Genomic DNA, 25,663 nt, shown 5'->3' with positions numbered 1-25,663 from the left:
TCAGTTAAAAAGCGGATCGCCGCGCCGTGAAAGGGTCAGCTCGCTGGCCCTTTCTTTTACCAACTGCCAGATAAGGGCCGCCGCTGGCGACAGCGAGCGGTTTTTGCGCCGTACCAGCATCAAGGTTCTGTCCACTTTCGGCGCCAAGGGTTTAACCACCACCTGGCAACCTTCTGGCACCGGCAGCGCCAGGGCCGGCAAGATGCCGGTGCCAATACCCGCCGCCACCATGGGATACAGGGTGACCGGGTGGCCAATCTCCTGGGCCACCACTGGGCTCAGCCCCAGCTCCTCAAATACCTTGTCGATAAGCAGCCGGCTGCCCGACGCGTAGTCTTGCAGCACCAAAGGCCGCTCAGCCAGCGCCTGCCAGGAAACCGTGCTTGCTGCTGCCAAGGGGTCTTGGGGGTGGCAAAGGGCCAGGAAAGGCTCGGTTAAAATGGGCTGGCACTCTAAATCCGGGCTTTGCAGCGGGTCGATAACAATGCCGAAATCCACCTCGGCGTTACGCACCCCTGACAGCACCCACTGCTGGGGCCGGTCGCTGAGCTTGATGGCGATATCGGGCAAGTCTTTGGCAGCGCTTGCCAGGCACAGCGGCATCAGGTTGGCAGAGATGGTCTGGCTCGACGCTATGCGCACCGTGCCGCTGATACTGCGGCCAAAGGTGCGGGCGTCCAGTAAGGTGGCGTGCAGGTCGTCCAGCAATTTTTCAAGCTGGGCCGCCAGGCGAGTGCCGGCCTCGGTGAGCACCACCTCGCGGGTGGTTCTATCCAGCAACTTGAGGCCCACTTCCTGTTCTAAGCCGCGGATACTGTGGCTCACCGCCGACTGGCTAAGGCCGATACTCTCCCCGGCCCGGCTAAAACTGCCAAGGCGGGCAACGGCTACAAAGGTGCGAAGTTGGCGCAGGCTGTAGTTCATTAAATAAATTCATATATACAGAAAATAATTCAATTTAATCATTGAAGGCGATAAGCGCAAACTGGCTGCCAACATCGACTCTAGAGCGCCGCCATGAAACGCTTTTTACCCGACGCCTTTACCCTTTGCCTGCTCACCACGGTGCTGCTGGCCTCGATACTGCCGGCCAAGGGCCAATATGCCGTGGCCGTGGGCTATATCACCCAAGCGGCCATTGCCCTGCTGTTTTTCATGCACGGTGCCAAGCTGTCACGCCAGGCCATCGTAGAGGGCTCCAGCCAGTGGCGGCTGCACCTGGTGGTGATGCTGAGCACCTTTGCGCTCTTTCCAGTGCTGGGTCTTGCCCTTCGCGCCTGGGCGCCACTGCCGCTCCCTGACACCCTCTACAGCGGTTTTGTGTATCTGTGCATTCTGCCTGCCACGGTGCAGTCGGCCATCGCCTTTACCTCCATCGCTGGGGGCAACGTGGCGGCGGCGGTGTGCAGCGCCTCGGCGTCGAGCTTGATAGGTATTTTCATCTCGCCACTGCTGGCCGGTACCTTGATGAAAGTGCAAGGCTCGGCAGATGCCGGGCATGTTGAGCAGGTGCTTAAAGTGATGGAGCAGCTGCTGCTGCCTTTTGTGCTTGGCCATTTGAGCCGGCCCTGGACCGCGTCTTGGATTGAAAAACACCGCAAATGGATAGGCAAGACCGATCAGTCATCCATTTTGCTGGTGGTCTACTCGGCCTTTAGCGAGGCGGTATTGCAGGGGCTTTGGCATAAGGTGGGGGTGGTGGCTTTACTGGAAATTCTGGTGCTGTGCCTAGCGCTGCTGGCCGTGGTGCTGGTGGTTAATACCCAGGTGGCAAGGCGCCTTGGCTTTAGCCGGGCCGACGAGATAACCCTGGTGTTTTGCGGCTCCAAAAAGAGCCTGGCCAACGGCATCCCCATGGCCAACATCCTGTTTCCGGCAGCAAGCGTGGGGCTGCTTATCCTGCCGCTGATGCTGTTTCACCAGGTGCAAATCATGGTTTGCGCCTACCTTGCCCGGCGCTATCGCGAAAAGGCCCTGGTGCCAATCAGCGCCTGAGCATTCAGGGGTGCTGGCGGCGCCTTTGCCACAGCACCCTAAGGGCGACAACCAGCACGGCCCCAAACACTATCCAGCCCACAAAGGCCGGCAAGCCAAAGACCTTGAGCACGCCAACGGTCATCACCGCCAGCACCATCAGCATCAACAACACCAAGAAATACTTGAACACCTGCATGGTTTATCTCTGTCGCCTATCTCTGTCTTAAAACGGCGGCACCTTAACATAAAGTGCCGGTACTGGCCTTGCTTAAAAGCGGCACTGGACGGTCAGGTCGGGGTTTAGCACTAGGTGCACCCGCTTACCAAATTCCCCGTCACTGACGGTGCCGCACTCGCCTTTGACGACCTTGCCGCCAGCCAGGGTCAATTGATACTGGTAGTGCCCGGGGTCTTGCTCAAGGCTATAGAAGATGCCGTTTTTATCGCCAGCTTTGATGTCTCCAAAATCGAGGCGGCTACTTGGCAAGGTGACGATGGCCGAGGCAATGTCCTCACTTGCCTGGTTTTGAATGTCGATGCTGGGCGATACGTACAGCACCAGGTAATAAGCAGCCACCACGGCCACGGCGATGGAGCCACCCATCCAGCCAATGCGCTTCATAGAGGTTCTCGGCAGTCTTCAAAGAGGGCCTATTAGACCCCAGCAGCCATTGACAGAAAAGCCCTACTCGGCCAGCCAGGCCAGCGCCTGGGCTTCGTCCTCGAAATACTGCACCTCGCCGCTGACAAACCAGTCGCCCACCTTGGCGGCCAGGCGCTGCCAGACCTTGTTGCCTAAAAGCGCTATCTTGTCGAACTCGCGGCCGTGTTTAAGCCCCAGCTGCCAGTCGTCCCAGGCGGCGTGCAGCTCCCAGCCCTTGAGTTCGGTGACATCCACCAGAGCCTTGATGTGGGGTTGGCTAACGCCCTCGAGAGCGCCTTCGAGCATGGGGGTGAGGATTTGGTAATCGTCGTGGGTCAGGGTGCCGATGGCTTTTAATACCAGATAACATTCGCTGCCCCGGCGCTCCAGGCCGATAGACATGCCGTGCCTTGTGCTGCCCATGTTGTACTCCTTTTTCGGGACCTCAGCATAGCCAGTCTGGCCCAAGAAAAGCCGGGGCGCCAGAAAACAAAAACCCCAGCCAAAGCCGGGGTTTATGTTAAAAATCAAGGCGAATTAGTCGAGCTTGACGCCGAGGCGGCCTGCCACTTCTTCGTAGGCTTCCACCACGCCGCCAAGGCCTTGGCGGAAACGGTCTTTGTCGAGCTTCTTCTTGGTTTCTTTGTCCCAGATACGGCAGCCGTCGGGGCTGAACTCGTCACCCAGCACAATCTCGCCCTTGAACAGGCCGAACTCCAGTTTGAAGTCCACCAGCAGCATGCCGGCGTCATCAAACAGCTTGGACAGCACCTCGTTGACCTGATAGGTCAGGGCCTTCATCTTGGCCAGTTGGGCTTCGGTAGCCCAGCCAAAGGCGACGCACAGGCTGTCGTTGACCATGGGGTCGTGCAGGGCGTCGTTTTTGAGGAACAATTCAAAGGTCTGGGGCTCGAGCTTCTTGCCCTCTTCCACACCCAGGCGGCGCACCAGCGAGCCAGCGGCGTAGTTGCGAATAACGCATTCCACCGGGATCATGGTCAGTTTTTTGACCAGGACTTCGTCATCGCCCAGCAGTTTTTCCATCTGGGTGGGGATGCCGGCCGCTTCCAGCTTTTCCATGATGAAATGGTTGAACTTGTTGTTCACCATGCCCTTGCGCGCCAGCTGCTCTACCCGCTCACCGTCGAACGCGGAGGTGTCATTGCGAAAATGCAGGACCAAGTAGTCAGGATTGTCTGTGGTGTAAACAGATTTGGCTTTGCCACGGTAAAGCTCTTGGCGTTTTTCCATCCTAAGGGGACTCCGATTGCTGAAAACGTTTGCGCTAGGGCGAAAAAAGAAGGCCGCTCTCGGCGGCCTGCGTATTGTAATCCCCTGCATCGGGCTTGTCAGCGCTAATTCTTCATCTCTTTGAGATCGCTATCGCGCATCAGCTCGGAGAAGGGCTTGTAGATCTCGGCGTACTTGTCGTCGGGGATCGGCTGGCCGTCATCGTTGGTGATGGTCATGGAGGTGTTGTCGCCCATTTCGCCCAGCTGTATCTGATACTTGCCGTGCTTGATGGACAGCTCCTTGTCATCACCACCGAAGATGCCGCTCCAGAAGGAGCTGTCCGGGTCGCCTTTGTAGCTGACAAAGTAAGTCCCGAGACTCTTGTCGATGTCTTTGATCTCAAAGCCCATGTGCTCAAGCACCATGGGTACCCGGCTCCAGGCGCGCTCGAAATCGGCGCCCAGCACCAGCGCGGTCAAGTCGCTGTTGTTCTTGCCCAGGGTAACGGCGATAGGCCGGAACTTGGCCAGGGCAATCTCCTTGGCGTGGGCGGTGTCGCGGCTGGCATAAAAGCCCAGCCAATCGTTCAGTACCGCAACCGAGGCTCGCTCGCCGCTGCCGATGGTGGCGTCGTTGTCGTCACCGGCGACCCGCTCGGCACCTTTACTGGTGACATACACCTCGGCGGTGCGGGCATGCTGGGGCGCATCGACACGAATCTCAAAGCGGCGTTTGACCGGGAAGTCGTCGGCGTTTTTGATCATGCCTTCCATGTCGTTGGGCACGAACCAGTCGGTTTCGATGGTATTGCCGTTGTGGCTGGCCACCGGGATGTTGCGGGCCTTGAGCCACTCATCCAGGCGCTGGTTGATAACGGTAACCACGTTGTCTTCGCCTTCGCGGGCGTCGATTTCCACCTTGGAGCCGGCTTCGTCTTCGGCGATACGAGAGCCGTCAACCACGGTCAACACCAGGCGCGGCGCCCGGATATCGATGGCCTTGCCCACCGGGCCTTTATCGGCCGCCGGGGGAATTACGTACTTGCCGTCGCCCTTGGGGGCGTGCAGGCCGGCAGGAATGGTCAGCGGCGGCTGGTCGGCCACCTTGGTATAAGCAAAGCCGCCATCCGGGGCACGGCGCTCGGCAGTGGAGCTACAGCCCGCCAGGGCGATAACGGCCAGCGCCAGGGTAGTTTTTCTTATGATCATCCAGATACCTCAAATAAGGCCGGCGTTAATGAGGTCGGCCTCAACGCTCGCCTGGCCCGCTTCGGTAAGCGGAACAAGCGGCAAACGCAATGTGTCGGTTGCCAGGAGGCCCAGGCGTTTAAGGGCCCACTTGGCAGGTGTCGGGTTCGCTTCTACAAACAAGGACCGGTGCAACCCCTGCACCAGGCTGTCGATGGCCAATGCGCCTTGGCCGTCACTGGCCAGGGCTTTGTCGCACATCTGGCGCATGGCCTTGGGTGCCACGTTGGCGGTCACACTGATAATGCCGTGGCCGCCGGCCAGCATAAAGGCGCGGCAGGTGGCATCGTCGCCGGACAACAGGGCAAAACCGGGGGCCACCTGCGCTTGCAGGTCGGCCAGCCTTGCCAGGTCGCCGGTGGCCTCTTTGATAGCCACAATGTTGGGAAGTTCACTCAAAACCGCAACAGTTTGCGGTTTCATATCAACGGCGGTACGCCCCGGCACGTTATACAGCACCACCGGTTTGTCGGTGGCAGCGGCCACGGCTTTAAAATGGGCGATGAGGCCCTGCTGCGTCGGCTTGTTGTAAGCCGGGGTGGCGGTAAGAAAGCCGTCGATAGGCAGCGCGTCCAGCGCTTTGGTCAGCGCCACCACCTTGTGGGTAGCGCTACCGCCGTTACCGGCAATGACCTTGATGCGGCCTTGGGCCAGGTCACAGACGGTTTTCACTACGGCAATATGTTCGTCGGTTTCCAGCGTCGCCGATTCTCCCGTGGTGCCCACGGCGCAAATGCCTTGGGTACCCTGCTCAATGTGCCACTGCACCAATGCCTTGAGGGCGTCAAAATCTACTGCGCCATCAACGGTCATAGGGGTGACCAGAGCGACGATGCTACCGCTGAACATGATATGCTCCTGTTTTATCATTGGCTTGGTATGGTACTTTTGCCGATTACGCAACACAAGCCAGCTGTTAACGCTTTGAAAGGACAGTGAATGAGCCAATTTTTGGTGGTGACCGCCGTCGGTGAAGACAGGCCCGGTATCGTCAATGAACTGGTCAAGATGGCCAGTCAGTGCAACTGCAACATCGACGATAGCCGCATGGCCATTCTGGGCAACGAGTTTACCCTGATTATGCTCATCAGCGGAGACTGGAATGCGGTAGCCCGCCTGGAAAGCCAGCTGCCGGTGATGGCCCGTGACCACAACCTGCTGACCATGATGAAACGCACCGGCCAGCATCAGGCCGCCAACTACGCCCATCGACTGGAACTGGCCGCCGTCACTCCCGACCGCCCAGGGGTTATTTCCCAGGTCACCCAGTTCCTGGCCGAAAAGCAGCTGGACATCTCGGCGCTCTCAGCCAGCACCGAGGGTGAACAATTGCACATGGCGGTGCGTATCAACCTGCCCGATGGGGCCGATCTGGGGGAATTTGAAGCCAGCCTCGCGCCTTTGGCACAGGCGGCCAGCCTCGATATCCAACTGTCCCATCTGACCCCCCTGACTGAAATTCGTCATAAGGAGTGATGATGTCCATTAATCCCCTTGGCGCCGGCGACAAAGCCCCGGCCTTTTCCCTTGCCGACCAAGACGGCAACACCGTTAGCCTTGGCGACTTTGCCGGCCAGCAAGTGCTGGTGTACTTCTACCCCAAGGCCAGCACCCCCGGCTGCACCGTGCAGGCATGCGGTCTTCGCGACACCTTGGGCGAGCTAAAGGCCAAAGGCGTCGCGGTGCTGGGCATCAGCCCAGATCCGGTTAAGCGCCTTAAAAACTTTGAACAAAAGCAGTCCCTTAACTTCCCACTACTGGCCGACGAAGACCACCAGGTGGCCGAGGCCTTCGGGGTGTGGGGGCTGAAAAAATTCATGGGCCGCGAGTTTGACGGTATCCACCGCCTGAGCTTTTTGATTGGCCCAGACGGCACCGTTCGCCACCGCTTTGATAAATTCAAAACCAGCGATCACCACCAGGTGGTGCTGGACTGGCTGGCACAGCACGGCTGACAAAAAGGTGCCTTGGGCACCTTTTTTTACACCCAAACCCTTGGTATGACAGCGCATTAAGGCGATATTCATCACCATGGAGCGACAACAACAAGGGCATCTTGTTAGGCCCTTTGGAGGAAAGATGAAAGTGCTCGCCGCCGTGGCCCTGTTGGCCGCCTCTACCCTACCTGCCCACGCCACCGACCTTGGCAAGCTGGGCGGTCTCTTGAAAAGCAGCACCACCAGCCAGACCCAGCAGCAGGGCGACCTGATTAGCACCCTGGTGTCTTCCCTTGGGGTCACCCAAGGCCAGGCCGAAGGTGGCACCGGCGCCATCATGGCCATGGCCAAAGACAAAATGAGCAGCGCCGACTTTGGCAAGCTCAGCGACATCATCCCCAACATGGGCGATCTCCTTAAAGCCGCCCCCGATGCCGCCTCTGTGGATTCTGACCAGCAAGATGGCGGCACCTCCAGCCTGCTGGGCAAGGCCACCTCCATGCTGGGGGACAACTATGGCCTGGAAGATCTCAACGGCGCCTTTGAATCACTCGGTATGGACTCGGGCATGGTGCGCCAGTTCCTGCCCACCATCCTCGATTACGTGCAGTCAAAAGGCGGCACTGCCCTGATGCAGAGCCTGAAAACGGCGCTGCTGGGGGGTTAAGAAAGAAGGGGGCTGCGAGCCCCCTTCTTTTTTCGTGATTAAGCCCGCTTTTCACCGGCGCCGTCGCCGGCATCCAAAAAGCCGCCTGACTGGCGCTGCCAGAGCTGGGCATAAATGCCGCCTTGGGCCAGGAGCTGTTCATGGCTGCCCACTTCCACTATCTGGCCTTTGTCCATCACCACTAATTTATCCATCGCGGCGATGGTAGACAGGCGATGGGCGATGGCAATCACGGTTTTACCCGCCATCAGCCGGTAGAGGTTCTCTTGGATGGCCGCTTCTACTTCCGAGTCCAGGGCCGAGGTGGCCTCGTCCAGAATAAGAATGGGCGCGTCCTTGAGCATCACCCTGGCGATGGCGATACGCTGGCGCTGGCCGCCGGAGAGCTTCACGCCCCGCTCCCCCACATGAGCCTCAAAACCGGTGCGCCCGGCGGCGTCGGTCAGGCCGGCGATAAAGGCTTCGGCCTCGGCTCGCTTGGCGGCTTGATGCATCATCTCGTCGCTGGCATCGGGGCGCCCGTAAAGGATGTTGTCCCGCACCGAGCGGTGCAGCAATGAGGTGTCCTGGGTGACCATGCCGATTTGTGCGCGCAGGCTGTCTTGGGTCACGGCGCTGATGTCCTGGCCGTCGATAAGGATGCGCCCGCCTTCGAGGTCATAAAAGCGCAGCAGCAGGTTCACCAGCGTTGACTTGCCGGCCCCGGAGCGGCCAATCAGCCCCACCTTTTCGCCAGGCTTGATATCGAGGTTGAGCTGCTCAATAACGCCGCTTTCCTTGCCGTAATGAAAGCGGATGTCTTCAAAGCGAATGCCGCCCTGGCTTACTGCCAGCGGCTCGGCGTCGGGTTTGTCTTCCACCAGCCTTGGCACCGAAATCGAGCCAATGCCGTCTTGCACCGTGCCGATGTTTTCAAACAGCGCCGACACTTCCCACATGATCCACTGGGACATGCCCCACAGCCGCAGCACCAGGCCAAGGGCCACTGCCACTGCACCGATGGATACCGCCTGATGCAGCCACAGCCACAGCGCCAGAGCTGCTACCGAGAACAGCAGCAGCGCGTTGAGGATATAAAGCGCGATGTTGAGCTTGGTTACCAGCCGCATCTGGGCGTAAACGGTGCCCATAAAGCCGCGCATGCCCTCTTCGGCGTAGTCGGCCTCGCACTTGCCGTGAGAGAAGAGTTTAACGGTCTGGATATTGGTGTAGCTGTCGACAATGCGCCCGGTCATCAAGGAGCGGGCATCGGCCTGTACTGCCGACACTTTGGAGAGCTTGGGCACGAAATAGCGCAGCATTCCGAGGTAACAGAGCAGCCACATGGCCAGCGGCAGCACCAGCCGCCAGTCGGCGCTGCCAACAATCACCAGGGTGCCAATAAAATACACCGCCACGTAATTGAGCACGTCCAAAAGCTTCATTACGCATTCGCGCACCGCCAGCGCCGTTTGCATCATCTTGGTGGCAACCCGGCCGGCGAACTCGTCTTGATAAAAGGCCAGGGACTGCTTCAGAAGATAGCGGTGCACCATCCAGCGGATGCGCATCGGGAAGTTGCCAATCAGGGTCTGGAAATTCACCAGCGAGTGCAGGCCGACAAAGGCCGGCAGTGCCACCAGCACCACCAGCGCCATCAACGTCAGCTTGAGGCCTTCGTCTTTTAGGAAAGTCTCGCGGTTAAGGCCGGACAACCAGTCAACAATGTTGCCCATAAAGCCAAACAGCCACACTTCGGTGACCGCCACCAGCGCCATCATCAGCGCCGCCAGGCCCAGGTAGGGCCAGGCGCCCTTGGTGTAATGCAGACAAAACGCCACCAGGGTGCGGGGCGGAATGGTGGGCTCGTCCTTGGGCAAAGGATCCAGGCGTCGCTCAAACCAGCCGAACATAAAATCTCGAACCTCTTACAAAAGTGGCGCAAGGATACACCCTCATGGTGCCTGGGGCGATGGCTGCCGGTGAAATGCACTTATGAGTAAAATGGCCTAATGGCAGTGCATCTGCCCCGGCCTTGCGATATAACCAAGCCACTAATCTTGCCCAGGAGCAGACGATGATCGATTTTCGCAGTGACACCGTAACCCAGCCCAGCCCCGAGATGCGCCATGCCATGGCCCAGGCCTTGGTGGGAGACGATGTGTACGGCGACGACCCCACCGTCAACGCCCTGGAAGCCTTTGCCTGCGACAAGTTGGGCTTTGAGGCGGCGCTCTTTACCAGCTCCGGCACCCAGGCCAACCTGCTGGCGCTGATGAGCCATTGCGAGCGCGGCGAGGAATACATCTGCGGCCAGCAGGCCCACAACTACAAATACGAAGCCGGCGGCGCGGCGGTGCTGGGCAGTATTCAGCCCCAGCCCATCGACAACGCCGCCGACGGCTCCCTGCCCCTTGAGGCCATTGAAGCGGCCATCAAGGCCGACGACTTCCACTTCGCCCGTACCCGGCTGGTGTCGCTGGAAAACACCATCGGCGGCAAGGTGCTGAGCCTTGATTACCAGGCCCAGGTAGCCGCCCTTTGCCAGGCTCGCGGCCTGAAACTGCACCTCGATGGCGCCCGGGTCTTTAACGCCGCCGTCGCCCTTGGGGTGGATATCAAGCTCATCGCCAAACACTACGACTCCATGAGTGTGTGCCTGTCCAAAGGCCTGGGGGCACCTATCGGTTCACTGCTGATGGGCGACAGCGCCTTTATCGCCAAGGCCCGGCGCCTTCGCAAGATGCTGGGCGGCGGCATGCGCCAGGCCGGCATCATTGCCGCCGCAGCCCATATAGCGCTGGATAAAATGCCCGAGCGCCTGCATTTTGACCACGACAACGCCCAGCTGCTGGCCGAGCGGCTAAGGGCCATCCCGGCTCTTGAGGTCACCACCACCCCCACCAACATCCTCTATGCCCGCTGCCGCCGCGACCGGGCCCTGGAGTTAAAAGCCTTCTTGCAAAACCGCGGCATTCTCATCAACGCTGGCGCCCCCATCCGCTTTGTTACCCATCTGGGGGTTACCAGCCAGGACGTGGAAACCCTGGCCGCCGCCATCGCGGATTTCTACCGGTGTCACTGACCCTTCGCGATTATCACCCCGCCGACGCCAAGGCCCTGGCCGAGCTCTTTTACGACAGCGTGCACCGTTCGGCCCTTGGCCCCTATACCCAGGCGCAGCTCGACGCCTGGGCCCCCTACCCCATTGACCATGTGCTGTGGCAGCGCCGGCTGGATTTATTGCGGCCACTGGTGGCCGAACAAGGCGGCGCCCCAGTGGGCTTTATGACCATGGAGCCCTCTGGCCTGATTGGCCTAGCCTTTACCAGCCCAGGCCAACAACGCCAGGGGGTGGCCCAGGCACTCTTTGACGCTCTTGAAGCCAAAGCTCGCCGCCAGGGCATTCATCTACTGACCGTGGATGCCTCGAAATTGGCCAAACCCTTCTTTTTAAAACAAGGCTTTAAAGTCACCAGCGAAAACCAGGTACAGCGCCAGGGCAAGGTGCTGGTGAACTGGACCATGGAAAAATCCTTGGAAAACTGAGCCTTCCCCCAGCAAAACCGCCAACGAACTCCTATTTTTTGCATTAAACTCCGCCTCCGTTTCGGGGGCCTGTATCGGCAACAGCGAGGGTTTAATGATGTCCGACAAGCATTCTTTGATGAGAGCCCGGCTGGAAAAGGCCAACGCCCTGATGCTATGGGTGATGGGGCTAAGTTTCCTGTTCAGCCTCTACCTTGCCAGTTGGTATGGCATGTGGGGCCAGGCACTGGGCTTTGGGCTGGTGTTGGTGGCCCTGGCGGCTTTGCTGCGCTTTACCCTGGGCCGCCACCGCGCCAGCGGCCCTTTGATGGCGATATTGCAGATGGCCATGGTGGCCCTGCAAATCCACCTGGCCCACGGCCTTATCGAGATCCACTTCGGGGTCTTTGTGATGCTGGCCATCCTGGCGGTCTACCGCCAGATAGAGACCCTGCTGAGCGGCGCCGTCACCATCGCCCTTCACCACCTGCTGTTTTGCCTGCTCCAAGCCGAGGGCTACCCGGTGTGGCTGTTCAACCATATGGGCAATCACTGGTTTATCGTTACCCTGCACGCCGCCTATGTGGTGGTGGAAACCATCGTGCTGGTAACGGTGGCTCTGCAATCGCGCCAGGAGCACCTGCAAGGCGACCTGCTGACAGAAACCAGCCAGGCCATGACCGGCCAGCAAGGGGTGATTAACCTCGACGTGGAAGTGCCGCCGCTCACCGGGGTGCTAAAGCGCTTTCGCGACCTGATCGGTGCCCTGGTGGGCCTTGGCCGCTCTTTGGTGCGAGAAAAAGAAGCCCTTGGCCAGCTCAACCAAGACTTAGTGCGCCAAAGCCAGCTTATCGGCCAGCAAAGCCAGGCCAGCAGCCAGGCGCTTCACGAGTTGGCTGGCGCCGTGGAGGAGATGTCGGCCTCGGCAAACCACATTGCCGATAGCGCCGAGCAGGCCCAGCGCTTTGTAAGTGAAGCGGTGACCCAGCAGCAGCAGGCCAGAGCCGCCACCGACACCGCCGCCTCGGCCAGTGTCGAGATGCGCCAGCAAATTGGCCAGACCGCCGCGTTGCTGGGAGACGTTAACCAAGCCAGCAGCGCCATCAGCAAGGTGCTGGACGTGATAACCGAGATAGCCGACAAAACCAATCTGCTGGCCTTGAACGCCGCCATTGAAGCGGCCCGAGCCGGGGATCTTGGCCGCGGCTTTGCGGTGGTGGCCGACGAAGTGCGGGCGCTGGCCGCCCAAACCCAAAGCTCTACTGGGGAAATTGCCAACTTCATCAGCACCTTGCAGCAAAAGGTGGCATCGTCGGTCAATGCCATGCGCGAGTGTGAGAAAAAAGCCGGGCTCAGCGAGGAAGCCGCGCTCAATGTGGCCGAACGCATCAATGCCAGCCAGCAAACCCTGGAGCTTGGCAGCAACCAAATCACCCAGGTGGCATCAGCCACCCACCAGCAGCATCAGCTGGCCCAGGGCATGGCCGGTGGCGCCAGTGAGATGCGCAGCCGCCAGCAGCAGATAGATACCGCCATCCAGGCCCTTGATGCCCTGACTCGGCAGATAAGCGAGCAGGAGCAGAACATGACTCGCCAGTTGGGAATGCTTTATCTCCCCCGGCTTAGCAGCTGAAAAAGGCTCCCGAGGGAGCCTTTTTCATGCCGCTTCGCCCGCGCCGCTTTCTTCGGGCTCGGGGATGGGCCAGGCGTTGAGTACCGCCTTGACCAGGGTGGCCAGGGGGATGGCGAAAAACACCCCCCAAAAGCCCCAAATCCCGCCGAAAAACAGCACCGCCAGAATGATAAAGATGGGGTGCAGGTTAACTGCCTCGGAGAAGAGGATGGGCACCAGCACGTTGCCATCCAGGGCCTGGATCACCCCGTAGGCCACCATCAGGTAGATAAAGGTGCTGTCGAGCCCCCACTGCACCGCTGCCACCAGCGCCACTGGAATGGTAACCACCACCGCGCCGATGTAAGGGATAAGCACCGACAGCCCCACCGCCAATCCCAGCAGCACCGAGTAGCGCAGGCCAAAGATGGCAAAGGTGATGTAACTGGCCACCCCCACCACGATGATCTCCAGCACCTTGCCGCGGATGTAGTTGACGATTTGCACGTTCATCTCGTGCCACACCTGTTGGGCCAGCTTGCGGTTACGGGGCATAAAGCGCTGCAGGCCGCCAATCAGGCTTTGCTTGTCTTTTAGCAAAAAGAACATCAGCAGCGGCACCAGGATGAGGTAAATCAGGATGGCCACCACGTTGCCAAGGGAGCCAACGGTAAAGCCAAGGGCGGTCTGGGCCCAGTTAATGAGGGTTTTTTGCGACTCGTCCACCAGGGTTTTTACCTGCTCGGGCTGCACCAGGCTCGGGTAGCGGTCGGGCAGCTCCAGCACAAAGCTGCGCACATGGTCGAGCATGTTGGGTAGCTCTTTGACAAGGTTGGAGGTCTGGGTCCAGAGGGTGGGCAGCAAGAACACCATGATCATCAGGCACAGCCCGATAAAAAGCAGCATCACCAGCACCGTGGCCAAGGTGCGGCTCATCTTCAGGTTGACCAGCTTTTGCACCGGCCATTCCAGCAGGTAGGCCAGTACCAGTGCCACCAGTAGCGGCGCCATGACATTGCCCAGCAGGTAGATGGCCAAAAAGCCGAACACCAACAGCAAAAACAGGGTGATGGCATTAGGGTCTGAAAAGCGGCGACGGAACCAATCGAGCACCAAGGATTTCAAAGCATCTCCCGGAATGTTGTGGGGCGTGTCGAGGATGGCACAGCCAGGTTGAGGCCAACCTGAAACACCGTGCAAAGCCCGCAGGGCGTTATGTGTTGTGATAGGGCCTTGGCCGTTTTAGCCAGGGCGCCCCTGGGCGACCTCATTATGCGGGGAGAACCTGTCGGAAACAAACAGGACTTTTTGTGGTCCAGTTGGTATGTTGTATAGGCCCGCCAAAGCGAGTCAAGTGAATGAAGCATAAAGGAATCATAGCGGCCCTGCTGAGCGTGGCCATGGTCAGCCCCCTACCGGTGGCGGCCAATAGCGATCTACCCCAGATAGGTACCGCAGGCCTGTCTGTGCTGAGCCTCGAAAAGGAAGAATTGCTCGGCGAACTCTACACCTACCAACTGCGCGCCCAGGCGCCCATGGTGCGTGACCCGCTGGTAACCGAATATATCCAGGCCTTGGGGCACCGGTTGGTGTCTCACGCCGATAACGTCAATTACCCTTTTGATTTCATGGTGCTCAACGTCAACGAGTTGAACGCCTTCGCCTATTTTGGCGGCCATGTGGCCATCTTTACCAAGATCATCACCGAAGCCGACGACGAAGACGAGCTGGCCTCGGTCATGGCGCACGAGATCTCCCACGTGACCCAGCGCCACCTAGCCCGCAAGATGGAAGAAAGCCAAAAGAGCATGCCGCTGACCATCGCCAGCATCGTCGGCTCCATCCTGGTGGGTATTGCCAACCCGGAGCTGGGCATGGCTGGCTTGCAGGCCTCCATAGCCGCCAACCAGCAGTTCAGCATCAACTACACCCGCTCCAACGAGGCCGAGGCCGACCGGGTGGGATTTAATACCCTCTACCATTCGGGTTTCGACCCCATGGCCATGGCGGACTTCTTCCAAAAGCTGGTGGACCAATACCGCTTTGTGTCAAAGCCGCCGGAATTCCTGCTCGACCACCCCTTGTCCGAAACCCGGGTAGCCCAAGCCCGCACCCGCGCCATGCAGCTGCCCAAGGTTATCCGCAAACCCTCCCTGGATTTCGAGCTGGTTAAGATGCTGCTGCGCACCCAGTACGGCGACCCGCCGGACAAGGTCAAACCGCGGCTGGAAAACGAGCTAAAAAACCACGAATACGTCTTTGAAGAGGCAGTTCATTATGGCCTTGGCCAGGTGGCCCTGATGTCTGACGATTACCAAGGCGCCCTGGATATCGCCAACAAGCTGCTCAAGGCCTCGCCCCATAGCCTTTATTACAAATCGCTCAAGGTCGACGCCCTTATCGGCCTTGACCGCGGTGAAGAAGCAGCCCGCTTCCTGGCTCCCGAGGCCGAGATCCGCCCCAACAGCCCGGTGGTAGCGCTTAACCTTGCCAACGCCTGGGTACGGGCCAACAAAGGCAGCGAGGCCATCAAGGTACTGGAGCCTTATCTTTATATTCACCCTGAAGACTCTTTGGCGATGGATCTTATGATCCAGGCTCAGGCCCAGGTGAAGGATGTGGGTGAGCGCGAAGCCTGGCAGGCCGAAAAGCTGGCCTATCTTGGCGCCTTTGACCGCGCCATCGGCCATTTCAACAACGCCTACAAGGCGCTGGGCGACAACGTTATCGAGCAGCGCCGCATCGAAGGCCGCATCGCCCAGCTTAGGGCCAAAAAAGCCCGCTTCGAGGCCTTGCAGCGCCGTTAGCACCCATGGGCTAGGGCCGTTACAATAGGCCCTAGCCCAAAGGAGACACAGATGCAGCTTTACCATAACCCCCGTTGTTCCAAGTCCCGCGAAACCCTGGCCCTTTTGGAGCAACAAGGCCAGGCCCCAGAGTTGGTGCTCTACCTGGAACAAAGCCCGGATGTGGCCACCCTCAAGGCGCTGCTTGCCAAGCTTGGCTTTAGTTCGGCCCGCCAACTGATGCGTACCAAAGAAGAGCTTTACAAGGAACTGGGGCTGGCCAATGTGAACGACGAAGCGGCGCTTCTTAACGCCATGAGCGAGCACCCCAAGCTGATTGAACGGCCGATTTTGGTAAATGGCGACAAGGCGCGCATCGGCCGCCCGCCCGAGCAGGTGCTGGAGATCCTATGAGCCCGGTGCTGGTGCTCTATTACAGTAAAACCGGCGCCACCCGCCAGATGGCGCGGCTCATTGCCCGCGGTATCGAAGAAGAAGGGGTAGAAACTTGGCTGCGCACCGTCGAAGAAGACGGTGAAGACCCGCAAATTGCCGCCGATGAGCTGAAAAACGCCAGCGCCCTGGCCCTTGGCAGCCCCACCCGCTTTGGCGGCATGGCAGCTCCCATGAAGGCGTTTTGGGACAGCACCGCCAGCGACTGGCTGGCCGGCAGCCTAGTGGATAAACCGGCCTGCGTCTTCACCAGTGCCGGCAGCCTGCACGGCGGCCATGAGAGCACCTTGCTGGCGATGATGGTGCCGCTCTTGCACCACGGCATGATGGTGCTGGGCCTGCCCTACACCGAGCCTGCCCTGCATCACACCCACACCGGTGGCACCCCTTATGGCCCCAGCCACTGGGCCGAGCACGGCGCCATCAGCAATGATGAAAAGGCCCTGTGCCTGGCCATGGGCCGGCGCCTGGCCAAAACCGCCAAGGCACTTTGCGCCTGATCTTCGGCCGCCATCACCTGGCGGCCTGCTTTTCTTTACAAGGCGCCACTTCCCCTGCCCTGGCAAAGCACTTGATTTGCAGCTAAAAACACCACAACCTCTTTACATCATGACAACCAGAGAGTGTGGCGATGCGGTTATTGACAAGGACGATTGGGCCTCTTGGTGCCTGCCTGCTGATGCTGAGCGGCTGCGGCGGTGGTGGCTCCAGTGACGTGAGCGACGTGGTTACCCAGCCGGTGACCGAACTTACTATCAGCGGCGACAGCCAGGCCCTGACCGGCGATGCGGTAGGCTTAGTCGCCACCTTGCCTCAGGGCAGTTACAGCCAATACAGCTGGACCCAGCTAAGCGGCCCCACCGTCGAGTTGCTGTCAGCAGGGACTGCCGGTATCGGCTTTGACGCCAGCGAGGCCGGCAGCTACCAGTTTCGCTTTACCGCTACCCGCAGTGACGGCAGCACCTTGAGTAAAGACGCCAGCCTGACCGTTACCGACACCAGCGTCCCCCAGGCGCAGCTGCGGGTTGACCGGGCGGTAAGCGAAGGGGCCGAATTTTCCCTGCGCCTAAACGCCACCGGCATTAGCAGTGTCAGCGGCTGGTCGTTTCGCCAGCTCTCCGGGCCCAGTGCCACCCTGGAAACCAGCAGCAGCGAGCCGGTATTGTTTGTAACCGCTCCCCAGGTGAGCGGCGATGCGGTAATGACCTTTGAAGGCACGGCACAAACCGACGCTGGTACGCTGACCGACACCGCGTATGTGGTGGTGCGTAACCGCGCCGAGGTAACCAGCCCCTATTTTTGCAATGGCAGCGGCGATAACTGCGCCACCACCAGCCCCCTGGCCTACGTCAGGCCGTATCACAGCGACAGCCCCTACGCCAGCGTACTGGCAAATTGCGTTTATTCAAACCAGCTGACCGCCAATAACCTTTGCACCATCAATACCCTGCCGCCTTTGGGGCTCAATACCGACACCCCCAGCGTGGACGCCATTCTCGATAGGGTATTGGTGTCCAATGCCTGGATGGGCGAGCGCTTTGCCTACTTCTTGGAAAACCTCGACCCGAACGACGACTTTAAAACCTTGCTGGGGGCCACTACCGCCATCGTGATTTCCAGCGACGTGCGCCCGTCCTTCTACTGGGCCCTGACCGGCACCATCTACCTTGACCCGGACAGCCTGTGGCTGACCCCGGCCGAGCGGGATCTCATCAACGAGCAGCCCGACTACCGGGCCGGTTTTGGCGACAACTTGCAGTTTGTGATGCCCTGGCGCTATGTGAAAGATGACGCCTACGCCTTCTCCAGCACCGATCCCCAGGCCCGCCAGACCCGCACCATCGAAGCCATGGGCCTGGATTTAGGCTCGCTGCTCTATCATGAGCTCAGCCACGCCAACGATTTTATGTCTCAGGCCAAGCGCCAAGCCGGCCTTAGCGGCAGCGATACCTTCCTGACCGCCGCCTCCAACCCGCCGCTGCTCTCAGATCAGCTCACCAACGGCTATCCGCTGCAATCCAATGAGATGTACGGCCTGGGCCAGGTACGCTTTTTTGGCGACAGCGCCGATGTTACCCAGCAAGGCTACCTGCCAAGCGATGTGGCCGGGTTCTTCTTCCCAGACCGGGCCAACGATTTTTACAACTACGCCAGCACCCGCGAAGACTTGGCCATGCTCTTTGAAGAAACCATGATGAAGCTGCGCTACGGCATAGACCGGGATGTGGCGGTCACCAACAACCCTGCCTCACCCACCAGCAGCAATGATTACGTGGTTTATCGCGGCCAACGTAACCGCATCGGCGCCGCCAATATCCGCCCCCGGGCGCTGTTTGCGGTGCAAAACATTCTGCCCCAGGTCTATGACGATGCCGCAGCCCTGCTAACCGGCCTCACCCCCACCGAGCTTTGCAGCAACGAGGGCTGGCTGGATAACCTCACCCCGGCCTGTGCCACCAGCCTTGGGGTGTTGAGCGAGCGGGCGCGGGTGAGCGACACCCCAGTGCCCTACCGCTTGTTGCAGCGCGCCCACGACCGAGTGCTGCCCCTTCCCAAGCAGTGACAAAAAAGCCCGCATCATGCGGGCTTTTTTTACAGGTCCAGAGTCTGTTTGACGAAAGGAATGGTGAGCTTTCGCTGGGCGGCGATAGAGGCCTTGTCCAGCAAATCGAGGGCGTCGAACAGCGCCCGCATCTCCCTTGACAGGCGATTGAGCAAAAAGCGCCCCACATCGTCCGGCAGGGTAAAGCCGCGCAAGCCGGCGCGCAGTTGCAGCGCCGCCAATTTACCTTCGTCATCCAGCGGGTGCAGCTGGTAGGTCACCCCCCAGTCGAGCCGGGAAATAAGATCGGGCAGCACAATACCCAGCTGCTGGGGCGGCGCCTGGGCGGTGATGATGAGGTGGGCGCCGTCGCGGGTTTCCAGGGCGCGGTTATATAAATCGAAGATCTGGCGCTCCCAGGCGGCGTCGCCGGCGATAGCCCCCACATCATCGATACAAACCAGTGCCAGCTTTTCCATGCCTTCGAGCATGGCCGGCGCCATTTGGTCGCGGGCCTTGAGCGGCAGGTAAGCGGCCGGGGCGCCGCGCTCGGCAGCCAGGGCGCAGGCGGCGTGCAGCAGGTGGCTGCGCCCGCTCATGCCCTTGCCCCACAGATAAAGCACCCTTTTTCCTTCGGCCCGGGCGGCCCCTTTGACTGCCGCCACCACCTGGGCGTTGTCACTGGGGTAGAAACTGACGAAGGTTTCGTCGTCAGGCAGCTGTACGGCCAGTGGTAACTGCACTGGGTGTCCTCATCGATTCACAAAATGGTACTGACCATCAGGGCCGGCCTCGAAATGGCGGCTGAGGGTCAAGGCCTGGCTGAGCTGGGTCTGGTCGCCCCGCAGTTGCAGGCTGAAAGTGACGGCTCCGGCTTTGACATCGGTGACCTCGGCATCGGCCACCACCGGCAGCTTTTTCAGCTCGTCCAGGGCTTTGAGGTAATCCTCGGCGCGGCCCACACCCAGCAGGGTGATTTCGCTGCGCTGCTCGGACAGCTGGCCTTTAACCGCCAGGTTGGCGGCGAGCTTGTCGGTGAGGTCGTCAACCAAAGCGCGAATGGCGGCCTCGGGGGTGTCGCCGGTGACCTGACCGCTCAGGCTAATGGCGCCGTCCAGCTGCCAGTCGGCGGCGTAGCCCTGGCCGTTCGGGGTCAGGCGCGCCATCACAAACTGGGCGGCTTTGTAGCGGCTGGAAGCGTCGCTGACCGGCTCGTCAAAGCGGCCCCACACATCCAGCACATCAAGCTTAACTTTGTCGTCCAGATCCCAAAGCGGCAGCACTATCGGCAGGCCACGCTGCTTGCCTTCGTCCACGGCGGCCTTGGCCAGCACCGGCCTTGAGGCATCGCTCACCATGTCGCGCTGGCCGCTGGCGTCCTGGATGGCAACCCACAGCAAGGTGGTGGGGCGCTCGGCTCCCCAAACGCCATAGCCGTGCTGCCAAATGGCCTGGTCCAGCAGGTGCTGGTCAAAGGCGGCATAAAGCTCCAGGCCATCGTCCCCTTGCTCATAGCGATAGGAGAGCACGTAGGGGGATGGGTCGTTAAGCAGCTCGGCCAGCTCAGGGGCGCTGGCCGCCTCGCTGCTGCCGGTCACCCGCACCAGGGTCTGGGCCATGGCCGCTTTGAGGGCCGCTTCACGGGCGGTATCGGTCTGGCTCTTGATAGCCACCTGGCTGCGATACAACTCGCCCACCGGCACTGCAAAAACCTGGCCGCAAAACAGCGTAAGGCAAACAAAAACAAAGGATTTCATGGCGTTCTCCATGCCGGGAAGCCCCGATCATAGGGGCAGCGCCCCCCTGACTCAAGACGGATGCTGTTCCCTGGGTAATACCAGGTTCAGTAATACCGCCACCAGGGCGCACAAACTGATGCCTTGGAGGGTAAAGGAACCGAGGCCAATCACCATGCCGCCGATGCCAAACACCAGCACCACCGAGCAGATAACGAGGTTTCGAGGCTGGGCCAAATCCACCTGGGCCCGCACCAGGGTGTTGATGCCCACCGCCGCAATGGAGCCAAACAGCAGCACCATGATGCCGCCCATCACCACCGAGGGAATAGATTGCAGCGCCGCCCCCAGTTTCCCCACAAAGGCCAGTACCACCGCAAAGCCGGCGGCCCAGGTCATGATGCGCGGGTCAAAACTTTTGGTGAGGGTTACGGCGCCGGTTACCTCGGAATAGGTGGTATTGGGCGGGCCGCCAAAGCAGGCCGCAAGGGTAGTGGCCAAGCCGTCCCCCAGCATGGTGCGGTGCAAGCCGGGCTTTTTGACGTAATCCTTGCCGGTAACGGTGCCAATGGTGAGCACGTCACCGACGTGCTCGATGGCCGGGGCAATGGCCACCGGCAGCATCCACAAAATGGCGTCCCAGCGAAACTCGGGGGTGGTGAAGTGCGGAATGGCAAACCAGGCCGCTGCTGCCACTTTGTCAAAGGAGACAATACCCATGGCCAGGGACAACAGATAGCCAACGATGATGCCCGAGATAATAGGGATGAGCTTAAAGATGCCGCGGGCAAAAATGGCTACCGCAAGGGTCGTGGCCAGGGCCGCCATGGAAATAGCCAGCGCCTTGGTAGGCTCTACCAGTTGCTCGGCGCCGTTACCGGTTTTGCCCATGGCCATGTTGACGCCAAGGTGGGCCAGGGAAAGGCCAATCACGATGATAATGGGCCCCACCACCACCGGCGGCAGCACCCGCTCGATAATGCCAACGCCGCGAATTTTGATAACCAGCGACAGCAGCATGTAAACGCCGCCACAGGCGGCCAACCCGCCCAGGGTGGCCGGCAGGCCAAACTGCTGGGTGCCCATCACCACCGGCGAGATAAAGGCAAAGCTTGAGGCCAAAAATACCGGCACCTGGCGCTTGGTAACCAGTTGGAACAGCAAGGTGCCGACGCCTGCGGTAAAAAAGGCCACGTTGGGGTCAAGGCCGGTTAGCAGCGGCATCAGCACCAGGGCGCCAAAAGCCACAAACAGCATTTGGCCACCGATAAGGGCGCGCTTAAGGGGATTGTCGATATGGAACGGATCGGCAGTCACGGACATTCACAGTGTTCTCTGAGCAATATTAAAAACCCGGCCTGCGCCGGGTCGGGTTCATTTGGTGCCGAAGATCTTGTCGCCGGCGTCACCGAGGCCGGGGATGATATAACCGTCTTCATTCAGGCACTTATCTACCGATGCGGTGTAAAGCTCCACATCATTATGGGCCGCTTCCAGGGCCTTGATGCCTTCCGGTGCCGCCACCAGTACCAGCACCTTGATGTGCTGGCAGCCGCGCTTTTTAAGCAGATCAATGGTGGCAACCATGGAGCCGCCGGTGGCAAGCATGGGGTCAACCACCAGGGCCACCCGCTCTTCAAGGTCACCGCACAGCTTCTCGAAATACGGCACCGGCTCGAGGGTTTCTTCGTTGCGGTACATGCCCACCACCGAGACCCGGGCAGAAGGAATGTGCTCCAGCACCCCGTCCATCATGCCAAGACCGGCGCGCAGAATAGGCACTACCGTGACTTTTTTGCCCTTGAGCTGCTCAATCTCCACCGGGCCGTTCCAGCCTTCGATGGTGACGGTTTCCAGCTCGAAATCCTTGGTGGCCTCATAGGTGAGCAGGCTGCCCACTTCGGCGGCCAGTTCACGAAAGCGCTTGGTGCTGATGTCAGCTTCACGCATCAGGCCCAGTTTATGTTGGACCAGGGGGTGTTTGACTTCGCAGATCTTCATTCGGGCGCTCCCATTTCTTTTTACCGGCACAAAACCGGCCAATTTTACCTTTTGCGGCCATGGGGAACAACGGAAAAAGCCGCGAGGAAAACGTTTCAACTTAAGCCCGGCCCGGCTACAATACGCCCCGCCCAAAAACCCCCAATTTGCCCTCGAGGAAGACGATGAGCGAAAAACGCACGTCCCTGTCCTATAAAGACGCCGGTGTAGACATTGATGCAGGTAACGCCCTGGTAGAACGGATCAAAGGTGTGGCCCGCCGCACCAGCCGCCCTGAAGTAATGGGGGGCCTGGGTGGTTTTGGCGCCCTGTGTCAGATCCCCAGCGGCTACCAGGAGCCGGTGCTGGTTGCCGGCACCGACGGCGTCGGCACCAAGCTGCGCCTGGCCCTGGACTGGAACCGCCACGACGGCGTGGGCATCGACTTGGTGGCCATGTGCGTTAACGACCTTATCGTGCAAGGCGCCGAGCCGCTGTTCTTCCTCGACTACTACGCCACCGGCAAGCTGGACGTAGATGTGGCCGCCCAAGTGGTTGCCGGTATCGGCAACGGCTGCGAGCAATCAGGCTGCGCCCTGATTGGTGGCGAGACCGCCGAAATGCCCGGCATGTACGAAGGCGACGATTACGACCTGGCCGGCTTTTGCGTTGGCGTGGTTGAAAAGTCCAAAATCATCGACGGCAGCGGCGTTAGCGAAGGCGATGCCCTGATTGCCCTGCCCTCCTCCGGCCCGCACTCCAACGGCTACTCCCTGGTACGCAAGATTGTGGAAGTGGCCGGTGCCAAGGCCGACACCATCGTTGACGGCAAGCCCCTGGCCGACCTGCTGCTCGAACCCACCCGCATCTACGTCAAGCCGGTGCTGGAGCTGTTTCGCAAGGTGCGCGTCAAGGCGCTGTCTCACATCACCGGTGGCGGCTTCTGGGAAAACATTCCAAGAGTCCTGCCCGCCGATGCCAAGGCCGTGGTTAACGAAGCCTCCTGGCAATGGCCGGCCATCTTCAACTGGCTGCAAGCCGAAGGTAACGTCACCCGCGAAGAGATGTACCGCACCTTTAACTGCGGCGTCGGCCTAGTGCTGGTGGTGCCTCACTCCCAACTGGAAGAGGCCCTGGCGGTGCTGACCGAGCAAGGTGAAAGCCCCTGGCACATCGGTACCATCGCCAAACGCGGCGACAGCGACAAAGCGGTAGAAATTCGTTGAAACGCCTGGTTGTCCTGATATCCGGTAGCGGCTCCAACCTGCAGGCGATCATCGACGCCTGCCAGGCCGGCACCGTGAACGGCCAGGTGGTGGGCGTCATCGCCAACAAGGCCTCGGCCTATGGCCTGATCCGCGCCGAAAACGCCGGTATTGCCACCCGAGTGCTGAGTCACAAAGACTTTGGCGACCGCGAAAGTTACGACGCCGCCCTGGTGGCGGCGGTTAACGATTTCGGTGCCGATCTGGTGGTGTTGGCCGGCTTTATGCGCATCCTTACCCCGGTATTTGTGGGCGCCTTCGAAGGCAAGCTGCTGAATATCCACCCCTCGTTGCTGCCCAAGTACAAGGGGCTGGATACCCACCAGCGGGCTCTTGACGCCGGTGACAGCGAGCACGGCGTGTCGGTACATTTTGTGACTGCCGAGCTGGACGGTGGCCCTGTCATCGCCCAGGCCAAGGTGGCCATTGAGGCTGCTGACAACGCCGACAGCCTGGCCGAGAAAGTTCATCGGCAAGAACATGTTATTTACCCCATGGTCTGCGCTTGGTTCGTTGACGGCAGATTGCAAATGGGCGAAGGTAAGGCCTGGCTTGACGGACAGGTTTTACCGCCATGCGGGTACGTAACGCACTGATATCGTTCATGGTGGCAGCGACGCTGTCGCTGCCTGCCATGGCATCCCCCCTTGTTTCCTACGACGCCACCTATAAGGTCCTGCGTAAAGGCAAAGCCCTGGGTATGGGCACGCGCAGCCTCAAACAGGACGGCAACACCTATATTCTGCACAACGCCTCAGATCTGAGCTGGCTTATCTTTTCCGACCAAAGAGAAGAGACCGCCACCTTTACCCTGGGAAGCGATGGCCAGCAGGTACAGGCCAACCAATACCAATACAAACGCACCGGCACCGGCCCTGACGACAAAGAAAGCGAAAGCTTCGAAGGGGACACGGTGCGAAGCGGCGGCGCTGGCATCAATGTCAAAGGGGTGGTGTACGATCCCCTCTCCTACCAGCAGCAGCTGGCACTGGACTTGGCCGCCGGTAAAAAGGACGTGACCTACCACATCGTCAAGGAACTGAAAGAAAAGGTGTACCGGTTCCGGGTGGTGGGTGAGGAACGTCTGTCCACCCCCTATGGCGACCTCGACACCCTGCGGGTAGAGCGGGTGCGGGACAACTCCAGCCGGGAAACCCTGTTCTGGCTGGCCCCTAAGCTGCACTACACCCTGGTAAGGTTGTGGCAATCCAAGGACGGGGTTGAGCAGATGGAGCTGGTGCTGTCCGACTACAAAGAAACCGCCGCCCCCGCCGAGGCCGCTAGCCCCCAGTAAGAAAGAGCTCCCCCAGCCTGAACACCGCGAATTGCCCTGGCGCCAGGGCAGTCCAATGCTCCCCTTGAGTCAGCGGCCGGGTAGCGATGACCGTGACCACATCATCAGGGGTGGTCACGGCGCTAAAATCCACTTCCATGTCTTCATCAATCAGCTTGGCCGGCCCGAACGGAGCGCGGCGAGTGAGCCAATGAAGCTGGGTGCTGCAATAGGCCATCAGGTAGCGCCCGTCGCTTAGCAGCATGTTAAATACCCCAAGGGCGCGAAGCTCCTCGGCAACCCTGGCAATAAAACGCCACAGGGTCTGGGCCTTGGCCGGCGGCCCTTTGGGAAAGCGCGTTTGAATGCGGTGCAGCAGGTGGCAAAAGGCCCGCTCGGAGTCGGTGTTACCTACTGGCGACAGTGGGCCGGTGGCAAGGCTTTGGTAGCCGCTTAGCTGGCCGTTGTGGGCGTAGGTCCAGTTACGGCCCCACAGCTCGCGGGTGAAGGGGTGGGTGTTTTCCAGTCCCACCCGGCCACGGTTGGCCTGGCGGATATGCGACACCACGGCGCAGCTTTTAATGGGGTAGTCGCGCAAAAAGCCGGCGATGGGGGATTGGTGCGACGGCTCGGGATCTTTAAAAGTACGGCACCCCTTGCCCTCATAAAAGGTGATGCCCCAGCCATCCTTGTGCGGGCCGGTATCGCCACCACGACGGATAAGGCCGGTAAAGCTAAAACAGATATCGGTCGGCACGTTGGCGCTCATGCCCAGTAATTCACACATCGCCCTTTATTCCAATAC

28 protein-coding genes are annotated in these 25,663 nt (G+C 60.1%); 14 read left to right on the top strand and 14 right to left on the bottom strand.

Translation table 11 applies throughout. From position 1 onward, the window contains the following. Positions 1-924, bottom strand: a complete 924-nt coding sequence (locus tag AC22G1_RS07420) for a LysR family transcriptional regulator (RefSeq protein ID WP_487316189.1) — start codon at positions 922-924, stop codon at positions 1-3. A 93-nt stretch (positions 925-1,017) separates the two neighbouring features. On the opposite strand from AC22G1_RS07420, the gene AC22G1_RS07415 reads away from it, so the two are divergent. Further along, entirely contained in the window at positions 1,018-1,995 is a 978-nt protein-coding gene (locus AC22G1_RS07415; protein WP_487316188.1) for a bile acid:sodium symporter family protein, read from the top strand. 4 nt (positions 1,996-1,999) lie between these two features. On the opposite strand, the gene AC22G1_RS07410 is transcribed toward AC22G1_RS07415, so the two are convergent. The 6 genes from AC22G1_RS07410 to dapA all read right to left on the bottom strand — a co-directional run bounded on the left by AC22G1_RS07410 (position 2,000) and on the right by dapA (position 5,949). Further along, positions 2,000-2,173 carry a hypothetical protein gene (locus tag AC22G1_RS07410; RefSeq protein WP_487316187.1) on the bottom strand — a complete coding sequence of 58 codons (174 nt, stop codon included), beginning with the start codon at positions 2,171-2,173 and terminating at the stop codon, positions 2,000-2,002. 72 nt (positions 2,174-2,245) lie between these two features. After that, complete coding sequence (locus AC22G1_RS07405) at positions 2,246-2,599, bottom strand: hypothetical protein (protein WP_487316186.1); 354 nt, start codon at positions 2,597-2,599, stop codon at positions 2,246-2,248. A gap of 63 nt (positions 2,600-2,662) precedes the next feature. Further along, positions 2,663-3,043, bottom strand: coding sequence for a SpoIIAA family protein (locus tag AC22G1_RS07400; protein WP_487316185.1), 381 nt, complete (start codon positions 3,041-3,043; stop codon positions 2,663-2,665). 114 nt (positions 3,044-3,157) lie between these two features. Then, a complete protein-coding gene (purC, locus tag AC22G1_RS07395; RefSeq protein WP_487316184.1) occupies positions 3,158-3,871 on the bottom strand; it encodes a phosphoribosylaminoimidazolesuccinocarboxamide synthase in 714 nt (237 codons plus the stop codon). Positions 3,872-3,975: 104 nt separating this feature from the next. Then, positions 3,976-5,061 carry an outer membrane protein assembly factor BamC gene (locus AC22G1_RS07390; RefSeq protein WP_487316183.1) on the bottom strand — a complete coding sequence of 362 codons (1,086 nt, stop codon included), beginning with the start codon at positions 5,059-5,061 and terminating at the stop codon, positions 3,976-3,978. Positions 5,062-5,070: 9 nt separating this feature from the next. Next, positions 5,071-5,949: a 4-hydroxy-tetrahydrodipicolinate synthase gene (dapA, locus tag AC22G1_RS07385; RefSeq protein ID WP_487316182.1), complete on the bottom strand. Its 879-nt coding sequence runs from the start codon at positions 5,947-5,949 to the stop codon at positions 5,071-5,073. 90 nt (positions 5,950-6,039) lie between these two features. On the opposite strand from dapA, the gene AC22G1_RS07380 reads away from it, so the two are divergent. The 3 genes from AC22G1_RS07380 (at position 6,040) to AC22G1_RS07370 (ending at position 7,704) form a co-directional block, all read left to right on the top strand. Further along, positions 6,040-6,576 (top strand): glycine cleavage system transcriptional repressor, encoded by a 537-nt coding sequence (locus AC22G1_RS07380; RefSeq protein WP_487316181.1) that lies wholly within the window; start codon positions 6,040-6,042, stop codon positions 6,574-6,576. An 8-nt stretch (positions 6,577-6,584) separates the two neighbouring features. Next, entirely contained in the window at positions 6,585-7,055 is a 471-nt protein-coding gene (bcp, locus tag AC22G1_RS07375) for a thioredoxin-dependent thiol peroxidase (RefSeq protein ID WP_487316702.1), read from the top strand. A gap of 124 nt (positions 7,056-7,179) precedes the next feature. Continuing rightward, on the top strand, positions 7,180-7,704 hold the full coding sequence (locus AC22G1_RS07370) for a DUF2780 domain-containing protein (protein WP_487316180.1): 525 nt from the start codon (positions 7,180-7,182) through the stop codon (positions 7,702-7,704). 38 nt (positions 7,705-7,742) lie between these two features. Here AC22G1_RS07370 and AC22G1_RS07365 read toward each other — a convergent pair whose 3' ends face one another. Further along, positions 7,743-9,596: an ABC transporter ATP-binding protein gene (locus tag AC22G1_RS07365; RefSeq protein WP_487316179.1), complete on the bottom strand. Its 1,854-nt coding sequence runs from the start codon at positions 9,594-9,596 to the stop codon at positions 7,743-7,745. A 164-nt stretch (positions 9,597-9,760) separates the two neighbouring features. Here AC22G1_RS07365 and ltaE point away from each other — a divergent pair, with 164 nt between their 5' ends. The 3 genes from ltaE (at position 9,761) to AC22G1_RS07350 (ending at position 12,844) form a co-directional block, all read left to right on the top strand. Next, positions 9,761-10,768 (top strand): low-specificity L-threonine aldolase, encoded by a 1,008-nt coding sequence (gene ltaE / locus AC22G1_RS07360; protein WP_487316178.1) that lies wholly within the window; start codon positions 9,761-9,763, stop codon positions 10,766-10,768. Then, positions 10,759-11,232 (top strand): GNAT family N-acetyltransferase, encoded by a 474-nt coding sequence (locus tag AC22G1_RS07355; RefSeq protein ID WP_487316177.1) that lies wholly within the window; start codon positions 10,759-10,761, stop codon positions 11,230-11,232. The genes ltaE and AC22G1_RS07355 overlap by 10 nt, the downstream gene beginning before the upstream one ends. A gap of 118 nt (positions 11,233-11,350) precedes the next feature. Continuing rightward, positions 11,351-12,844, top strand: a complete 1,494-nt coding sequence (locus tag AC22G1_RS07350; protein WP_487316176.1) for a methyl-accepting chemotaxis protein — start codon at positions 11,351-11,353, stop codon at positions 12,842-12,844. A gap of 24 nt (positions 12,845-12,868) precedes the next feature. Here AC22G1_RS07350 and AC22G1_RS07345 read toward each other — a convergent pair whose 3' ends face one another. After that, a complete protein-coding gene (locus AC22G1_RS07345) occupies positions 12,869-13,948 on the bottom strand; it encodes an AI-2E family transporter (RefSeq protein WP_487316175.1) in 1,080 nt (359 codons plus the stop codon). Positions 13,949-14,181: 233 nt separating this feature from the next. On the opposite strand from AC22G1_RS07345, the gene AC22G1_RS07340 reads away from it, so the two are divergent. From AC22G1_RS07340 to AC22G1_RS07325, 4 genes are all read left to right on the top strand, one after another. Continuing rightward, positions 14,182-15,630, top strand: a complete 1,449-nt coding sequence (locus AC22G1_RS07340) for a M48 family metalloprotease (RefSeq protein WP_487316174.1) — start codon at positions 14,182-14,184, stop codon at positions 15,628-15,630. 51 nt (positions 15,631-15,681) lie between these two features. Continuing rightward, on the top strand, positions 15,682-16,023 hold the full coding sequence (gene arsC, locus AC22G1_RS07335) for an arsenate reductase (glutaredoxin) (RefSeq protein ID WP_487316173.1): 342 nt from the start codon (positions 15,682-15,684) through the stop codon (positions 16,021-16,023). Next, a complete protein-coding gene (locus AC22G1_RS07330; RefSeq protein WP_487316172.1) occupies positions 16,020-16,562 on the top strand; it encodes a flavodoxin family protein in 543 nt (180 codons plus the stop codon). The genes arsC and AC22G1_RS07330 overlap by 4 nt, the downstream gene beginning before the upstream one ends. Before the next feature lie 140 nt (positions 16,563-16,702). Beyond that, positions 16,703-18,625 (top strand): PKD domain-containing protein, encoded by a 1,923-nt coding sequence (locus AC22G1_RS07325; protein ID WP_487316171.1) that lies wholly within the window; start codon positions 16,703-16,705, stop codon positions 18,623-18,625. A gap of 29 nt (positions 18,626-18,654) precedes the next feature. Here AC22G1_RS07325 and hda read toward each other — a convergent pair whose 3' ends face one another. Genes hda through upp form a run of 4 tightly spaced genes read right to left on the bottom strand, consistent with a single transcriptional unit; the run spans position 18,655 to position 22,341 of the window. After that, complete coding sequence (gene hda, locus AC22G1_RS07320) at positions 18,655-19,347, bottom strand: DnaA inactivator Hda (protein ID WP_050658754.1); 693 nt, start codon at positions 19,345-19,347, stop codon at positions 18,655-18,657. A 9-nt stretch (positions 19,348-19,356) separates the two neighbouring features. Continuing rightward, positions 19,357-20,361, bottom strand: a complete 1,005-nt coding sequence (locus tag AC22G1_RS07315; RefSeq protein WP_487316170.1) for a DUF2066 domain-containing protein — start codon at positions 20,359-20,361, stop codon at positions 19,357-19,359. A 51-nt stretch (positions 20,362-20,412) separates the two neighbouring features. Beyond that, positions 20,413-21,663, bottom strand: coding sequence for a uracil-xanthine permease family protein (locus tag AC22G1_RS07310; protein WP_487316169.1), 1,251 nt, complete (start codon positions 21,661-21,663; stop codon positions 20,413-20,415). A gap of 51 nt (positions 21,664-21,714) precedes the next feature. Further along, the gene (upp, locus tag AC22G1_RS07305; protein WP_123420800.1) at positions 21,715-22,341 is read right to left on the bottom strand and encodes a uracil phosphoribosyltransferase; all 627 of its coding nucleotides are present in this window, start codon (positions 22,339-22,341) and stop codon (positions 21,715-21,717) included. Between the two features lie 164 nt (positions 22,342-22,505). On the opposite strand from upp, the gene purM reads away from it, so the two are divergent. The 3 genes from purM to AC22G1_RS07290 are packed head-to-tail and all read left to right on the top strand — an operon-like array spanning position 22,506 to position 24,879. Then, entirely contained in the window at positions 22,506-23,546 is a 1,041-nt protein-coding gene (gene purM, locus AC22G1_RS07300) for a phosphoribosylformylglycinamidine cyclo-ligase (RefSeq protein WP_050658758.1), read from the top strand. Further along, the gene (purN, locus tag AC22G1_RS07295; RefSeq protein ID WP_487316168.1) at positions 23,543-24,181 is read left to right on the top strand and encodes a phosphoribosylglycinamide formyltransferase; all 639 of its coding nucleotides are present in this window, start codon (positions 23,543-23,545) and stop codon (positions 24,179-24,181) included. The genes purM and purN overlap by 4 nt, the downstream gene beginning before the upstream one ends. Next, the gene (locus AC22G1_RS07290) at positions 24,160-24,879 is read left to right on the top strand and encodes a DUF3108 domain-containing protein (RefSeq protein ID WP_487316167.1); all 720 of its coding nucleotides are present in this window, start codon (positions 24,160-24,162) and stop codon (positions 24,877-24,879) included. The genes purN and AC22G1_RS07290 overlap by 22 nt, the downstream gene beginning before the upstream one ends. Here the strand turns inward: AC22G1_RS07290 and AC22G1_RS07285 are convergent. Further along, positions 24,866-25,645 carry a class II glutamine amidotransferase gene (locus tag AC22G1_RS07285; RefSeq protein ID WP_487316166.1) on the bottom strand — a complete coding sequence of 260 codons (780 nt, stop codon included), beginning with the start codon at positions 25,643-25,645 and terminating at the stop codon, positions 24,866-24,868. The genes AC22G1_RS07290 and AC22G1_RS07285 overlap by 14 nt on opposite strands. Positions 25,646-25,663 lie beyond the last annotated feature (18 nt).

It is taken from the genome of Gallaecimonas zhanjiangensis, assembly GCF_057624825.1.
This window is presented reverse-complemented; position numbering and strand designations above follow the sequence as displayed.